This window comes from Neobacillus sp. OS1-2 (assembly GCF_030915505.1).
In the GTDB taxonomy this organism is placed as follows: domain Bacteria; phylum Bacillota; class Bacilli; order Bacillales; family Cytobacillaceae; genus Neobacillus.
Genome location: NZ_CP133265.1, coordinates 1924272 through 1939841 on the forward strand (window position 1 = coordinate 1924272; position 15570 = coordinate 1939841).

At 45.3% G+C, this 15570-nt stretch carries 7 protein-coding genes, 2 tRNA genes, 3 rRNA genes and 1 other annotated feature; of the genes, 11 read left to right on the forward strand and 1 reads right to left on the reverse strand.

Annotation, left to right across the window (positions count from 1 at the left end):
• The first annotated feature begins 22 nt into the window (after window positions 1–22).
• From gyrA to rrf, 6 genes are all read left to right on the forward strand, one after another.
• On the forward strand, window positions 23–2557 hold the full coding sequence (gyrA, locus tag RCG19_RS09410) for a DNA gyrase subunit A (RefSeq protein WP_308110631.1): 2535 nt from the start codon (window positions 23–25) through the stop codon (window positions 2555–2557).
• Between the two features lie 254 nt (window positions 2558–2811).
• Window positions 2812–4361 (forward strand): 16S ribosomal RNA (locus tag RCG19_RS09415).
• Window positions 4362–4466: 105 nt separating this feature from the next.
• A tRNA-Ile gene (locus RCG19_RS09420) sits at window positions 4467–4543 on the forward strand.
• Between the two features lie 10 nt (window positions 4544–4553).
• Window positions 4554–4629 (forward strand) — tRNA-Ala (locus RCG19_RS09425).
• Window positions 4630–4764: 135 nt separating this feature from the next.
• A 23S ribosomal RNA gene (locus tag RCG19_RS09430) occupies window positions 4765–7700 on the forward strand.
• Between the two features lie 230 nt (window positions 7701–7930).
• Window positions 7931–8047 (forward strand): 5S ribosomal RNA (rrf, locus tag RCG19_RS09435).
• The 16S, 23S and 5S rRNA genes sit together here with 2 tRNA genes alongside, the layout of an rRNA operon.
• 41 nt (window positions 8048–8088) lie before the next feature.
• Here the strand turns inward: rrf and RCG19_RS09440 are convergent.
• Window positions 8089–9030, reverse strand: coding sequence for a YaaC family protein (locus RCG19_RS09440; protein WP_308110632.1), 942 nt, complete (start codon window positions 9028–9030; stop codon window positions 8089–8091).
• Between the two features lie 140 nt (window positions 9031–9170).
• Here RCG19_RS09440 and guaB point away from each other — a divergent pair, with 140 nt between their 5' ends.
• From guaB to serS, 5 genes are all read left to right on the forward strand, one after another.
• Window positions 9171–10640, forward strand: coding sequence for an IMP dehydrogenase (gene guaB, locus RCG19_RS09445; protein ID WP_308110633.1), 1470 nt, complete (start codon window positions 9171–9173; stop codon window positions 10638–10640).
• A gap of 225 nt (window positions 10641–10865) precedes the next feature.
• Window positions 10866–12173, forward strand: a complete 1308-nt coding sequence (locus RCG19_RS09450) for a serine hydrolase (RefSeq protein ID WP_308110964.1) — start codon at window positions 10866–10868, stop codon at window positions 12171–12173.
• A gap of 165 nt (window positions 12174–12338) precedes the next feature.
• Window positions 12339–13220 (forward strand): pyridoxal 5'-phosphate synthase lyase subunit PdxS, encoded by an 882-nt coding sequence (pdxS, locus tag RCG19_RS09455; protein ID WP_308110634.1) that lies wholly within the window; start codon window positions 12339–12341, stop codon window positions 13218–13220.
• Window position 13221: 1 nt separating this feature from the next.
• Window positions 13222–13812, forward strand: coding sequence for a pyridoxal 5'-phosphate synthase glutaminase subunit PdxT (pdxT, locus tag RCG19_RS09460; protein ID WP_308110635.1), 591 nt, complete (start codon window positions 13222–13224; stop codon window positions 13810–13812).
• A gap of 53 nt (window positions 13813–13865) precedes the next feature.
• Window positions 13866–14091: a binding site (T-box leader), on the forward strand.
• A gap of 108 nt (window positions 14092–14199) precedes the next feature.
• Window positions 14200–15480, forward strand: coding sequence for a serine--tRNA ligase (gene serS / locus RCG19_RS09465; protein WP_308110636.1), 1281 nt, complete (start codon window positions 14200–14202; stop codon window positions 15478–15480).
• Window positions 15481–15570: the final 90 nt, after the last annotated feature.

The following is a 15570-nucleotide window of genomic DNA, read 5'->3' on the forward strand; positions in this document are numbered from 1 at the left end:
TTTTCGGAGGGAGGTAGTCAGAATGTCTGAAACACCTAATTCTCAAATAAAAGAGATTAATATCAGCCAAGAAATGCGTTCATCGTTTCTTGACTATGCGATGAGTGTTATCGTTTCCCGTGCCCTTCCAGATGTTCGTGATGGCCTAAAACCGGTTCATCGCCGTATTTTATACGCTATGCATGACCTTGGAATTCATGCGGATAAACCCTATAAAAAGTCTGCCCGTATCGTTGGGGATGTAATTGGTAAATATCATCCGCATGGTGATTCGGCAGTGTATGAAACAATGGTTCGGATGGCTCAGGATTTCAACTACAGGTATATGCTTGTAGATGGTCATGGGAATTTTGGCTCTGTGGATGGTGACTCTGCAGCAGCCATGCGTTATACAGAATCGAGAATGTCAAAAATCTCAATGGAATTATTAAGGGATTTAAACAAAGATACAATTGATTATCAAGACAACTATGATGGCGAAGAAAGAGAACCTGTCGTTTTGCCGGCACGATTCCCTAATCTATTAGTGAACGGAACAACTGGCATTGCCGTTGGGATGGCAACAAATATTCCGCCGCACCAGCTTGGCGAGGTCATTGATGGAGTTTTAGCTATTACCCATGACCCCGAGATTACAATTCCGGAGTTAATGGAAATTATTCCTGGCCCGGACTTCCCAACAGGAGGCCTAATCCTTGGCCGCAGTGGTATTCGCAAAGCATATGAAACAGGCAGAGGATCGATTACTCTTCGTGCAAAAGTAGTGATTGAACAAAAGTCAAATGGTAAAGAAGTCATTATTGTGAATGAACTGCCTTATCAAGTGAATAAGGCGAGATTAGTCGAAAAGATTGCTGAATTAGCCCGTGATAAGAAAATCGAGGGCATTACAGACCTAAGGGATGAGTCAGATCGTAAAGGAATGCGAATTGTTATTGAGGTTCGTAAAGATGCGAATGCCAATGTCCTTTTAAATAACTTATACAAACAAACCGCACTGCAAAGCAGCTTCGGAGTCAACACATTAGCACTTGTAAATGGCCATCCAAAGGTATTGAATCTAAAACAATGTCTAGTCCATTATTTAGATCATCAACAAGTAGTCATTCGCCGTAGAACAGAGTTTGAATTGCGGAAAGCGGAAGCACGCGCCCATATTTTAGAGGGCTTGCGAATTGCTCTTGATAATTTAGACGCTGTCATTACCCTTATTCGAAGCTCGCAGACCACAGACATTGCCCGCGAAGGCTTAATGACGCAGTTTAGCCTATCTGAGAAACAAGCACAAGCCATTCTTGATATGCGTTTGCAACGTTTAACAGGACTGGAAAGAGAGAAAATTGAGGATGAATTTCAAAACCTCATGAAGCTAATTGCAGAATTAAAGGCAATTTTAGCTGATGAAGAGAAAATCCTTGAGATTATCCGTGAAGAATTGCTAGAAATAAAAGAACGTTTTAATGATAAGCGCCGTACCGAAATCGTTACTGGCGGAATTGAAAATATCGAAGATGAAGACTTAATCCCTCGGGAGAATATTGTAATTTCTTTAACCCATAATGGGTACATTAAGCGTCTGCCAGTTTCCACTTACCGGGCACAACGCCGCGGCGGCCGTGGTATCCAAGGAATGGGGACTAATGAGGATGACTTCGTCGAACATTTAATCACGACATCGACGCATGATACGATTCTCTTCTTTACGAATAAAGGGAAGGTTTATCGTGCAAAGGGCTATGAAATCCCAGAATACAGCCGTACAGCGAAGGGAATCCCAATTATTAATCTTCTTGGAGTTGAAAAAGGGGAATGGGTTAACGCTATTATACCTGTTGAAGAATTTGTCGATGATTGGTACTTATTCTTTACAACCAAACAGGGTATTTCAAAACGTTCGCCGTTAACCTCGTTTGCTAATATTCGGAATAATGGTCTCATCGCGTTGAGTTTACGCGAGGATGATGAATTAATCTCAGTCCGTCTCACTGATGGCAGCAAGCATATGATTATTGGTACGAAAAAAGGTATGTTGATTCACTTCCCTGAGACCGATGTAAGGTCAATGGGACGAACAGCAACAGGGGTTAAAGGTATCACACTTGACCATGATGATGAAGTGGTCGGCATGGAAGTATTAGAAGAGGAAAGTGACGTTTTAATTGTAACGAAGAATGGCTATGGTAAACGCACACCTTCCTCCGAATATCGCATTCAGGGACGCGGCGGTAAAGGAATAAAGACATGCCATGTAACGGAGAAAAATGGAGACCTTGTTTCGATGAGAGCTGTCACTGGTGAGGAAGATTTAATGCTCATTACGACTGGTGGTGTTCTAATTCGGATTGATGTCGCCGGTATTTCAAAAATGGGCCGGAACACACAAGGTGTCAAACTGATTAGCATGAAAGAAAGCGAAAATGAATTTGTCGCAACTGTTGCAAAGGTTGAAAAAGAAGAAGAAGAAGAAGAAGTAATTAAGGAAAACGAAGTGATAGAAGGAGAAGAAATCAACGTAGATGGAACTCCAGATAGCAGCATTCCTGAGACCGAAGAATAATGACCAAGAAGAGGCATACCTGGTGTGCTTCTTCTTTTATTTTGATCACAAAAGGTTTTTAAGATAATTATAGTAGAAAAACAAAAAACGTGTTGACTTTAAATAGCATAGGTGATATATTTATTAAGTCGCTTACGAGTGACTGTGAAATTGTCCTTTGAAAACTAAACAAACAAAGATGTGTAAACAAACAATAAATGATTCATTTCTTTTATGAAATGAAGCCAACGTTTTATTTTATGAGCTAATCAACTTTCTTGGAGAGTTTGATCCTGGCTCAGGACGAACGCTGGCGGCGTGCCTAATACATGCAAGTTGAGCGAATCTTTGGGAGCTTGCTCCCATTGGTTAGCGGCGGACGGGTGAGTAACACGTGGGCAACCTGCCTGTAAGACTGGGATAACACCGGGAAACCGGTGCTAATACCGGATAATCCATTCCCTCTCATGAGGGAATGCTGAAAGACGGTTTCGGCTGTCACTTACAGATGGGCCCGCGGCGCATTAGCTAGTTGGTGAGGTAACGGCTCACCAAGGCGACGATGCGTAGCCGACCTGAGAGGGTGATCGGCCACACTGGGACTGAGACACGGCCCAGACTCCTACGGGAGGCAGCAGTAGGGAATCTTCCACAATGGACGAAAGTCTGATGGAGCAACGCCGCGTGAGCGATGAAGGCCTTCGGGTCGTAAAGCTCTGTTGTTAGGGAAGAACAAGTACCGGAGTAACTGCCGGTGCCTTGACGGTACCTAACCAGAAAGCCACGGCTAACTACGTGCCAGCAGCCGCGGTAATACGTAGGTGGCAAGCGTTGTCCGGAATTATTGGGCGTAAAGCGCGCGCAGGCGGTCCTTTAAGTCTGATGTGAAAGCCCACGGCTCAACCGTGGAGGGTCATTGGAAACTGGGGGACTTGAGTGCAGAAGAGGAAAGCGGAATTCCACGTGTAGCGGTGAAATGCGTAGAGATGTGGAGGAACACCAGTGGCGAAGGCGGCTTTCTGGTCTGTAACTGACGCTGAGGCGCGAAAGCGTGGGGAGCAAACAGGATTAGATACCCTGGTAGTCCACGCCGTAAACGATGAGTGCTAAGTGTTAGGGGGTTTCCGCCCCTTAGTGCTGCAGCTAACGCATTAAGCACTCCGCCTGGGGAGTACGGCCGCAAGGCTGAAACTCAAAGGAATTGACGGGGGCCCGCACAAGCGGTGGAGCATGTGGTTTAATTCGAAGCAACGCGAAGAACCTTACCAGGTCTTGACATCCTCTGACACTCCTAGAGATAGGACGTTCCCCTTCGGGGGACAGAGTGACAGGTGGTGCATGGTTGTCGTCAGCTCGTGTCGTGAGATGTTGGGTTAAGTCCCGCAACGAGCGCAACCCTTGATCTTAGTTGCCAGCATTTAGTTGGGCACTCTAAGGTGACTGCCGGTGACAAACCGGAGGAAGGTGGGGATGACGTCAAATCATCATGCCCCTTATGACCTGGGCTACACACGTGCTACAATGGATGGTACAAAGGGCTGCAAGACCGCGAGGTTTAGCCAATCCCATAAAACCATTCTCAGTTCGGATTGTAGGCTGCAACTCGCCTACATGAAGCCGGAATCGCTAGTAATCGCGGATCAGCATGCCGCGGTGAATACGTTCCCGGGCCTTGTACACACCGCCCGTCACACCACGAGAGTTTGTAACACCCGAAGTCGGTGGGGTAACCGCAAGGAGCCAGCCGCCTAAGGTGGGACAGATGATTGGGGTGAAGTCGTAACAAGGTAGCCGTATCGGAAGGTGCGGCTGGATCACCTCCTTTCTAAGGAATAGATCTGGACGTATGAGCCAGACAAAACAGGTTTGATACACGTTCTTTGTTTGCTTAGTTTTGAGAGTGCAATTCTCTCTATACTATTCGTTGTGGGGGCCTATAGCTCAGCTGGTTAGAGCGCACGCCTGATAAGCGTGAGGTCGATGGTTCGAGTCCATTTAGGCCCACCATTTCCATAACGGGGCTTTAGCTCAGCTGGGAGAGCGCCTGCTTTGCACGCAGGAGGTCAGCGGTTCGATCCCGCTAAGCTCCACCAAAGTTTTTTCACGCAGTGAAAATAACTTTTAAATCGTTCTTTGAAAACTAGATAATCGTAAGAAGAAGCAAAGTAAACATCGAGTAATCGCCATTTTAGTTTTTCTCTCTATTTAATAGAGAAACAAACCTTTTAGGTTAAGTTAGAAAGGGCGCACGGTGAATGCCTTGGCACTAGGAGCCGATGAAGGACGGGACTAACACCGATATGCTTCGGGGAGCTGTAAGTAAGCTTTGATCCGGAGATTTCCGAATGGGGGAACCCACTGTTCGTAATGGAACAGTATCTTTACCTGAATACATAGGGTATAGAAGGCATACCCGGGGAACTGAAACATCTAAGTACCCGGAGGAAGAGAAAGCAAACGCGATTCCCTGAGTAGCGGCGAGCGAAACGGGACATAGCCCAAACCAAGAGGCTTGCCTCTTGGGGTTGTAGGACACTCAACATGGAGTTACAAAGGAACGGGGTAAATGAAGCGACCTGGAAAGGTCAGCCAGAGAAGGTAAAAGCCCTGTAGTTGAAACTTCGTTCCCTCCTGAGTGGATCCTGAGTACGGCCGGACACGAGAAATCCGGTCGGAAGCAGGGAGGACCATCTCCCAAGGCTAAATACTCCCTAGTGACCGATAGTGAACCAGTACCGTGAGGGAAAGGTGAAAAGCACCCCGGAAGGGGAGTGAAATAGTTCCTGAAACCGTGTGCCTACAAGTAGTCAGAGCCCGTTTATGGGTGATGGCGTGCCTTTTGTAGAATGAACCGGCGAGTTACGATTACATGCAAGGTTAAGTTGAAGAGACGGAGCCGCAGCGAAAGCGAGTCTGAATAGGGCGAATTTAGTATGTAGTCGTAGACCCGAAACCAGGTGATCTACCCATGTCCAGGGTGAAGTCCAGGTAACACTGGATGGAGGCCCGAACCCACGCACGTTGAAAAGTGCGGGGATGAGGTGTGGGTAGCGGAGAAATTCCAATCGAACTTGGAGATAGCTGGTTCTCTCCGAAATAGCTTTAGGGCTAGCCTCACGTAGTAAGAGTCTTGGAGGTAGAGCACTGTTTGGACTAGGGGCCCTCATCGGGTTACCGAATTCAGACAAACTCCGAATGCCAAAGACTTATCCGTGGGAGTCAGACTGCGAGTGATAAGATCCGTAGTCAAAAGGGAAACAGCCCAGACCACCAGCTAAGGTCCCAAAGTATACGTTAAGTGGAAAAGGATGTGGAGTTGCTTAGACAACCAGGATGTTGGCTTAGAAGCAGCCACCATTTAAAGAGTGCGTAATAGCTCACTGGTCGAGTGACTCTGCGCCGAAAATGTACCGGGGCTAAACGTATCACCGAAGCTGTGGATTGACACCGTTGGTGTCAGTGGTAGGAGAGCGTTCTAAGGGCGTTGAAGCTAGACCGTAAGGACTGGTGGAGCGCTTAGAAGTGAGAATGCCGGTATGAGTAGCGAAAGATGAGTGAGAATCTCATCCACCGAATGCCTAAGGTTTCCTGAGGAAGGCTCGTCCGCTCAGGGTTAGTCGGGACCTAAGCCGAGGCCGAAAGGCGTAGGCGATGGACAACAGGTTGATATTCCTGTACCACCTCTTTATCGTTTGAGTGATGGGGGGACGCAGGAGGATAGGGTAAGCGCACTGTTGGATATGTGCGTGTAAGCAGTTAGAGCGAGAAGTAGGAAAATCCGCTTCTCACAAAGCTTGAGCTGTGATGCCGAGGGAAATATAGTACCGAAGTTCCTGATTCCACACTGCCAAGAAAAGCCTCTAGCGAGATAAAAGGTGCCCGTACCGCAAACCGACACAGGTAGGCGAGGAGAGAATCCTAAGGTGAGCGAGAGAACTCTCGTTAAGGAACTCGGCAAAATGACCCCGTAACTTCGGGAGAAGGGGTGCTCTTTAGGGTTCATAGCCCTGAAGAGCCGCAGTGAATAGGCCCAGGCGACTGTTTAGCAAAAACACAGGTCTCTGCGAAGCCGCAAGGCGAAGTATAGGGGCTGACGCCTGCCCGGTGCTGGAAGGTTAAGAGGAGGGGTTAGCTCACGCGAAGCTCTGAATCGAAGCCCCAGTAAACGGCGGCCGTAACTATAACGGTCCTAAGGTAGCGAAATTCCTTGTCGGGTAAGTTCCGACCCGCACGAAAGGCGTAACGATCTGGGCACTGTCTCAACGAGAGACTCGGTGAAATTATAGTACCTGTGAAGATGCAGGTTACCCGCGACAGGACGGAAAGACCCCGTGGAGCTTTACTGTAGCCTGATATTGAATTTTGGTACAGCTTGTACAGGATAGGTAGGAGCCTGAGAAGCCGGAGCGCTAGCTTCGGTGGAGGCGTCGGTGGGATACTACCCTGGCTGTATTGAAATTCTAACCCGCACCCCTTATCGGGGTGGGAGACAGTGTCAGGTGGGCAGTTTGACTGGGGCGGTCGCCTCCTAAAGAGTAACGGAGGCGCCCAAAGGTTCCCTCAGAATGGTTGGAAATCATTCGTAGAGTGTAAAGGCACAAGGGAGCTTGACTGCGAGACCTACAAGTCGAGCAGGGACGAAAGTCGGGCTTAGTGATCCGGTGGTTCCGCATGGAAGGGCCATCGCTCAACGGATAAAAGCTACCCCGGGGATAACAGGCTTATCTCCCCCAAGAGTCCACATCGACGGGGAGGTTTGGCACCTCGATGTCGGCTCATCGCATCCTGGGGCTGTAGTCGGTCCCAAGGGTTGGGCTGTTCGCCCATTAAAGCGGTACGCGAGCTGGGTTCAGAACGTCGTGAGACAGTTCGGTCCCTATCCGTCGTGGGCGCAGGAAATTTGAGAGGAGCTGTCCTTAGTACGAGAGGACCGGGATGGACGCACCGCTGGTGTACCAGTTGTTCTGCCAAGGGCATCGCTGGGTAGCTATGTGCGGACGGGATAAGTGCTGAAAGCATCTAAGCATGAAGCCCCCCTCAAGATGAGATTTCCCATAGCGCAAGCTAGTAAGAACCCTGAAAGATGATCAGGTTGATAGGTCAGAGGTGGAAGCGTGGCGACATGTGGAGCTGACTGATACTAATCGTTCGAGGACTTAACCAAATAGAAAAGCGGAAGCGGCCGGTTAGCAACGTATGGCCTGGAGTGCTTTGACTGAGATAAAGGAAACACGAAGAGCGTTAGCGATTCGATGTTGACTTATCGTAGGGAAAAGACCGAAGGACACTAGTTGCTGGACGCTGGAGCTAGACAAATTTTAAAAGCGAACTTGATTTTTACAAACCTCTTCTGCATTATCTAGTTTTGAGAGAACGATCTCTCAATTAAATTAGTCTGGTAACAATGGCGAGAAGGTCACACCCGTTCCCATACCGAACACGGAAGTTAAGCTTCTCAGCGCCGATGGTAGTTGGGGCATGCGCCCCTGTGAGAGTAGGACGTTGCCAGGCAAATAAAGGACAATCCAATTGGGTTGTCCTTTTTTTCGTTATTATTTCATCAAATATTGATAAATCAAAAATGGTCCCTTTTTCAAAGTGATGTCAAGAAACGATTCAATAAATGGATAATCTTGATTCGGCATCATTTTTGTACATTCACTCCACCACTCCGTCTCATATCTGGCAATCATACTCAAGTTATAAAGCAGTAAATAATGGATCAACAGTTCGGGAAAAGAAAAAAGGTGGTTTTTATTAAGCGGTATTGTGTAACAGCCATCTTCTAAATGGAACTTTAATGGTGAAACACCTAAGAATTTGCTATCACCCATCAGTAACGCGAGCCCCTCACCGGAAAACTCTATTCCCTTCGCCAATTTTGGACCCAAGAATTCCTTTAATCGATCTTCTGTCATGTGATAATGATCCAATACTGCTTCTGGGATCAAGAAACGATCACCCTCTTGTGATAACCTTTCAAATGTCCGTTTTCCCTCAAGTATAAAGAATAATTCATCGAGTTCCGGTATAAGCTGTAATAATTCCTCCATAATGACTTTTTCCCCTTCTAATTGTTTCATGTGAAACAATTTATCTGACATGAAGGGGAAGAGTCCATTTTTTTGAAATTTAACTTCATCCTGAAAGAATAGATAATTTTGCTTTTTCCTTTTTCTAGCAGAGACACCGTGGGCTAAGACCGCTGTTGTTTCAGGATAGGTAGGGTCTGTCGTTAAAATACATGCTTTAATTAAATGGACAAGACCATAAAAAAGCAAAATAGGTTTTAATATAAGCGGTGCCTTTTCTGCTTGTTCATAATATATTTGCCCATGTTCGAGATAATAGAGAAAGGCATAACAGTTTTCATATCCCTTTTGTTCAGGATTTTCAAAATTGAGCCTTTGATAACTACTTTTTAAATAACGCTGGCAGTATTCTGCCGAGAAGAAACAACTGAAGCTTTTCCAGCCCTTAAATCCTTTATTCAAAGTAAATCACCTTTTTCAGAAGAATCAAACTAATAGATATTCCTTGACAGTATTTTGTCCAATTGATAACCTACAAATAATATTTTTTGATGGAAAAGGGCGTTTACGCTTTTAAGTTTTATAAATGGGAGGCCGTTAAAATGTGGGAAAGTAAATTTTCAAAGGAAGGTTTAACATTTGATGATGTGTTATTAATTCCTGGTAAGTCTGAGGTTCTGCCAAGAGATGTAAGCCTGCAAGTAGAATTATCACCAAGTGTAAAGCTTAATATTCCAATCATTAGTGCCGGTATGGACACGGTAACAGAATCAGAAATGGCAATTTCTATTGCCCGTCAAGGTGGATTAGGGGTTATTCATAAGAATATGACCATCGAACAGCAGGCAGAGCAGGTGGAAAAGGTTAAGAGATCTGAGAGTGGGGTTATTACCGATCCATTTTTCCTCACTCCAGAACACCAAGTATTTGATGCTGAACATCTAATGGGGAAATATCGCATTTCTGGGGTACCAATTGTTAATAACATGGAAGAACAAAAACTTGTAGGAATTATCACCAATCGCGATCTTCGATTCATTCAAGATCAAGATTATTCCTTTAAAATTTCCGATGTCATGACAAAGGAAGATCTCGTAACGGCTCCTGTTGGAACCACTTTAAAAGAAGCTGAGAAGATCCTGCAGAAGTATAAAATTGAAAAGCTGCCCCTTGTTAATGAGCGAGGAGTTTTGAAAGGTTTAATCACCATTAAAGATATTGAAAAAGTGATTGAATTTCCAAACTCCGCAAAAGACAAACAAGGCCGCCTGTTAGCAGGTGCGGCTGTTGGGGTAACAAGTGATACGATGAAACGGGCCGAGGCCCTTGTTGCGGCGAACGTTGATGTGCTGGTTGTTGATACTGCTCATGGACATTCTAAAGGTGTCCTTGATACTGTGAAGGAACTTAAAGCTGCCTTTCCACATGTAACCATCATTGCCGGGAACGTAGCGACCGCTGAAGCGACGAAGGACTTGTTTGAGGCAGGTGCCGATGTTGTTAAGGTTGGAATTGGACCTGGATCCATTTGTACAACAAGGGTTGTTGCCGGTGTTGGCGTGCCGCAAATTACGGCGGTCTATGATTGCGCCACAGAGGCAATGAAGCACGGTAAAACAATTATTGCCGACGGCGGTATTAAATACTCCGGGGATATTGTTAAGGCGCTAGCAGCGGGCGGACATGCCGTTATGCTAGGCAGTCTGTTAGCAGGGGTATCTGAAAGTCCTGGAGAAACGGAAATTTTCCAAGGTCGCCGTTTTAAGGTATACCGCGGAATGGGTTCAGTAGCTGCAATGGAAAAGGGCTCGAAGGATCGATATTTCCAAGAGGATAATAAAAAGTTTGTCCCTGAAGGAATTGAAGGCCGCATCCCATATAAAGGCCCATTAGCCGAAACGATTTATCAATTAATTGGCGGCTTACGATCCGGAATGGGCTATTGCGGTTCGAAAGACCTTGAAGCATTAAGGACTAAAGCACAATTTATCAAGATGACAGGTGCTGGCCTTAGAGAAAGTCACCCACACGATGTCCAAATCACAAAAGAAGCACCCAATTATTCAATGTAAATAGGACTGAAACGGAGAAGTTACGGCTTCTCTGTTTTTTTGCGAAAAAAAAGCACTCTAGATGCTTTTATGTCATAAGTCCTAAATGAAAGCAGATTCCATGCTCCGCCTATGATTTGCCAAGCAGTTGTGTTAAAATAACCAAGGTGTAAAAAAACGTTGGAGGGCTATAAAGTGAATAAACATTTTTATCAGAAATGCGTTACTAGTGCGCTGGCGCTCATCATGTTTTTCAGCCTATTTGCTGGAGTGAATTCAGCTAAGGCAGAAGCAGCATTGAATATTAATGCAGATGGGGCTATCTTGGTTGACGGAGAAACAGGAAAAGTTTTATACGAAAAAAATGCAGATAGTGTACTAGGAATTGCTAGTATGACAAAAATGATGACAGAGTATCTTTTACTAGATGCTGTTAAAAAAGGTAAAGTGAAATGGGATCGAGAATATACACCTAGTGACCTTGTTTATAAAATTTCCCAAAACCGTGATCTTTCAAACGTCCCATTAAGGGCTGATGGTAAATATACAGTACGTGAATTATATGAAGCAATGGCCATTTACTCCGCTAATGCAGCAACCATCGCCATTGCTGAAATCATTGCCGGGTCAGAAACAAATTTTGTAAAGATGATGAATGAAAAAGGAGCTAAATTAGGGTTAAAGGATTTTAAATTTGTTAACTCAACCGGGCTAAATAATGCTGATTACAAAGGGGAGCAGCCACAGGGAACAGGTGCCGAGGATGAAAACGTCATGTCCTCACGCGCCGTTGCGAAATTGGCCTTCCACCTAATAAATGATTTTCCTGATGTATTAAAAACGGCGAGTACCGCTAAGAAAGTTTTTAGAGAAGGTACCGATGACCAGATTAAGATGGATAACTGGAACTGGATGCTTCCGGAATTGACATATGGTTACCAAGGAATGGACGGGCTGAAAACAGGTACAACTGATTTCGCAGGCTATTGTTTTACTGGTACTGCCAGCCGTGATGGAAAAAGATTTATCACAGTTGTTCAAAATGCGAAGGATGCCAGCGGTGCAGGTGGTTATAAAGCCCGCTTTGATGAAACGAGAAAGATGATGGATTATGCCTTTAGCAATTATTCAAAAGAAGAGATTGTTCCGAAACATTATCAAGTAAAAGGACATAAATCGGTACCAGTCATTAAAGGGAAAGAAGATCAAGTTAACATTTACACGAAGTCAGCTATTGATATGGTCGTTCTTAATGGAGAAAAGAAAAACTATAAATCTGTATTGGTATTAGACAAAAATAAAATCAATAAAAAAGGTGAGGTAACCGCACCAATTAAAAAAGGGGAAAAGGTTGGCTATTTAACCATTCAACCGAAAAACGGCGAAAAGGTTAGCTTCTTAACAAGTGAAGGCCAGGAAAAAGTACAAGTAGATGTGATTGCCGCACAAGGTGTTGAAAAAGCAAATTGGTTTGTGCTTATGATGCGCGGAGTTGGCAATTTCTTCGGAGATGTATGGCACGGGATTTCTTCCACTGTTAAAGGATGGTTTTAAATAAGCGTATTTTCCGATAGTAAAAGAAAGGATTCTTGTCTTGACAGGAGTCCTTTTTTGTTGCTTTAATGACTTTATGGAATAAAAATTCCGATTGAATGAATAGGATATTCCAAACGTATACAAGGAATTTTCTTAATAGTAAAACAAAGGGGGATTTTAACAATGAAAACTGGTACGGATCTCGTAAAACGCGGTATGGCAGAAATGCAAAAGGGCGGCGTCATCATGGATGTTGTCAATGCGGAGCAGGCAAAGATAGCGGAAGAAGCAGGTGCAGTTGCGGTAATGGCACTAGAGCGTGTTCCTTCTGATATTCGTGCTGCTGGCGGCGTGGCAAGAATGGCAGACCCAAGAATTATCGAAGAGGTACTTAATGCTGTTTCAATCCCTGTCATGGCTAAGGCTCGAATTGGTCATATTGTTGAGGCACGTGTACTTGAAGCAATGGGTGTTGACTACATTGACGAAAGTGAAGTATTAACACCTGCTGATGAAGAGTATCATTTATATAAAAGTGATTTTACCGTTCCGTTTGTATGTGGCTGCCGTGACTTAGGTGAGGCTGCCCGCCGTATTGGTGAAGGTGCTTCCATGCTTCGTACAAAAGGTGAGCCGGGAACTGGTAACATTGTGGAAGCCGTTCGTCATATCCGTAAGGTAAATGCACAGGTTCGTAAAGTGGTTGGCATGAATGAAGACGAGCTTATGACAGAAGCGAAGCTTTTAGGTGCACCATTTGAATTACTGCTTGAAATCAAGCGCCTTGGCCGCCTTCCAGTTGTTAACTTTGCTGCAGGCGGAGTGGCAACACCTGCTGATGCTGCATTAATGATGCAATTAGGGTCAGATGGTGTCTTTGTAGGATCGGGTATTTTTAAATCAGAAAATCCTGCTAAGTTTGCTAGAGCAATAGTCGAAGCCACAACGCACTTCCAAGATTATAAATTAATCGCAGAACTTTCAAAGGATTTAGGGACACCCATGAAGGGGATTGAAATTTCATCCTTAGCACCTGAAGCCCGCATGCAGGAGCGTGGATGGTAAGATGATTAAAATTGGTGTTCTCGCATTGCAAGGTGCTGTTCGTGAGCACATGAATTCGATTGTCGCATGTGACGCCCAGGCAGTTGCTGTGAAACGCAAAGAGGAATTACAGGATTTAGACGGTCTTATTCTTCCCGGCGGTGAAAGTACCGCAATGCGGCGCTTAATTGACAAGTATGATTTTATGGATGCCCTGAAGGAATTTGCCCGCCAAGGAAAACCAATGTTCGGCACATGTGCAGGCCTCATTCTTCTGGCAAAAAATCTTGTCGGCTATAGTGAACCGCATATTGGTGTGATGGACATTAAGGTGGAACGGAACTCCTTTGGGCGCCAGGTTGACAGCTTTGAGGCGGACCTTGCGATTAAAGATGTCGCTGACAGCTTTCCAGCCGTATTTATCAGGGCGCCGCACATCGTTGAGGCGGGAGAAAATGTAGAAATTTTGTCCAAGCATAATGGCCGCATCGTGGCTGCACGGGAAGGACAATTTCTTGGCTGTTCCTTCCATCCAGAGTTGACAGATAATCATTGCCTTACCGCCTATTTCGTTGAGATGGTAAGGGAAGCAAAAGCTAAACAATTTGTATAAGGTTGTTGCAAATTGCGAATAATTATAGTAAATTATTAAACAAATCAATAATGCTAAAAGCAATGAGAGGAACTAGTAATGAGAAATTCACTCTTTTAGAGAGCCGGTGGCTGGTGCGAATCGGTGTGTGAACCTTGTGAATCCCTCCTCGAGCAAGGTATGGAACGCCTCACAGTAGAGGTCAGTAAGTACTTTCGGTAGAAACCGTTACATTTTTTTTGAGGTGGATAGCTTTGGCTGTCAACCAGGGTGGTATCGCGACTAACTCTCGTCCCTGTTTTTAGGGGCGGGAGTTTTTATTTTTTTAAGCAGAGGCGGCTGTTTAGCGAAGTACACTAGCCGCTGGCCGCTGGAGCAAGATATTTTTTTAAAAGGAGTGTCAATACAATGTTAGATATTAAAGTATTACGAGCTAATTTTGCTGAAGTAAAAGCAAAGCTAGCGCATCGCGGTGAGGATTTAACGGATTTAGGACGGTTTGAGGAGCTTGATCTGAAGCGACGTGAATTAATAGTTGAGACTGAAAAGTTAAAGAGCAGGAAAAATGAAGTTTCACAGCAGGTGGCGGCATTAAAGCGTGAGAAGCAAGATGCGGAGCAGTTAATAGCAGAAATGCGTGAAGTTGGCGATCAAATCAAAACACTTGATGATGAACTGCGTGGTGTAGAAGAGATCTTAGACAATTTATTGCTCAGTATTCCAAACATCCCGCATGAAAGTGTTCCGATGGGAGAGACCGAAGATGATAATGTCGAGATTAGAAAATGGGGCCAAATACGCGACTTTGAATACGAGGCAAAGCCGCACTGGGATCTCGCCGATCAGTTAGGGATTTTAGATTTCGAGCGGGCTGGAAAGGTAACTGGAAGTCGCTTTGTTTTTTATAAGGGGCTTGGGGCACGTTTGGAGCGGGCGTTAATGAGCTTCATGCTCGACCTTCATGTAGATGAGCACGGCTATACAGAAATCTTGCCGCCTTACATGGTCAACCGCGCAAGTATGACGGGAACAGGTCAATTGCCAAAATTTGAAGAGGATGCCTTCTTAATCGGAAGCGAAGATTATTTCCTTATTCCAACGGCTGAAGTACCTGTGACCAACTACCACCGCGATGAAATTCTAAGCGCTGAGGAGCTGCCCATTAAATTTGCGGCCTACAGTGCGTGCTTCCGCTCTGAGGCTGGCTCTGCAGGACGTGATACTAGAGGGCTGATCCGCCAGCACCAATTCAATAAGGTGGAGCTTGTTAAGTTTGTTAAACCAGAGGATTCTTATGAAGAGCTTGAGAAACTGACACATGATGCGGAGCGGGTGTTGCAATTGCTTGAACTGCCTTACCGCGTCCTCTCCATGTGTACAGGTGACCTTGGCTTTACGGCCGCAAAAAAATACGATATTGAAGTATGGATTCCCAGCTACGGCACGTACCGTGAGATATCATCTTGCAGTAATTTTGAGGCGTTCCAGGCGCGCCGAGCTAATATCCGTTTCCGCCGTGATCCAAAGGCGAAACCGGAGCATGTTCATACGCTAAACGGTTCTGGCCTTGCCATTGGCCGCACGGTCGCAGCACTGTTAGAAAACTATCAGCAGGCGGACGGCAGTGTAGTTATTCCTGCGGTTTTACGTCCTTATATGGGCGGCCGTGAGGTTATCAGGCCACAATAATAATAAAAATCCGGATGGGTGAAAACCTGTCCGGAAATAAACATAATTATGTTTGACATTGGATAAAATATATGATAAATTATCTCTTGT

Coding starts and splice junctions, on each gene's coding strand:
- gyrA (WP_308110631.1), top strand. CDS start 23: ATGTCTGAAACACCTAATTCTCAAATAAAAGAGATTAATATCAGCCAA.
- guaB (WP_308110633.1), top strand. CDS start 9,171: ATGTGGGAAAGTAAATTTTCAAAGGAAGGTTTAACATTTGATGATGTG.
- RCG19_RS09450 (WP_308110964.1), top strand. CDS start 10,866: ATGTTTTTCAGCCTATTTGCTGGAGTGAATTCAGCTAAGGCAGAAGCA.
- pdxS (WP_308110634.1), top strand. CDS start 12,339: ATGAAAACTGGTACGGATCTCGTAAAACGCGGTATGGCAGAAATGCAA.
- pdxT (WP_308110635.1), top strand. CDS start 13,222: ATGATTAAAATTGGTGTTCTCGCATTGCAAGGTGCTGTTCGTGAGCAC.
- serS (WP_308110636.1), top strand. CDS start 14,200: ATGTTAGATATTAAAGTATTACGAGCTAATTTTGCTGAAGTAAAAGCA.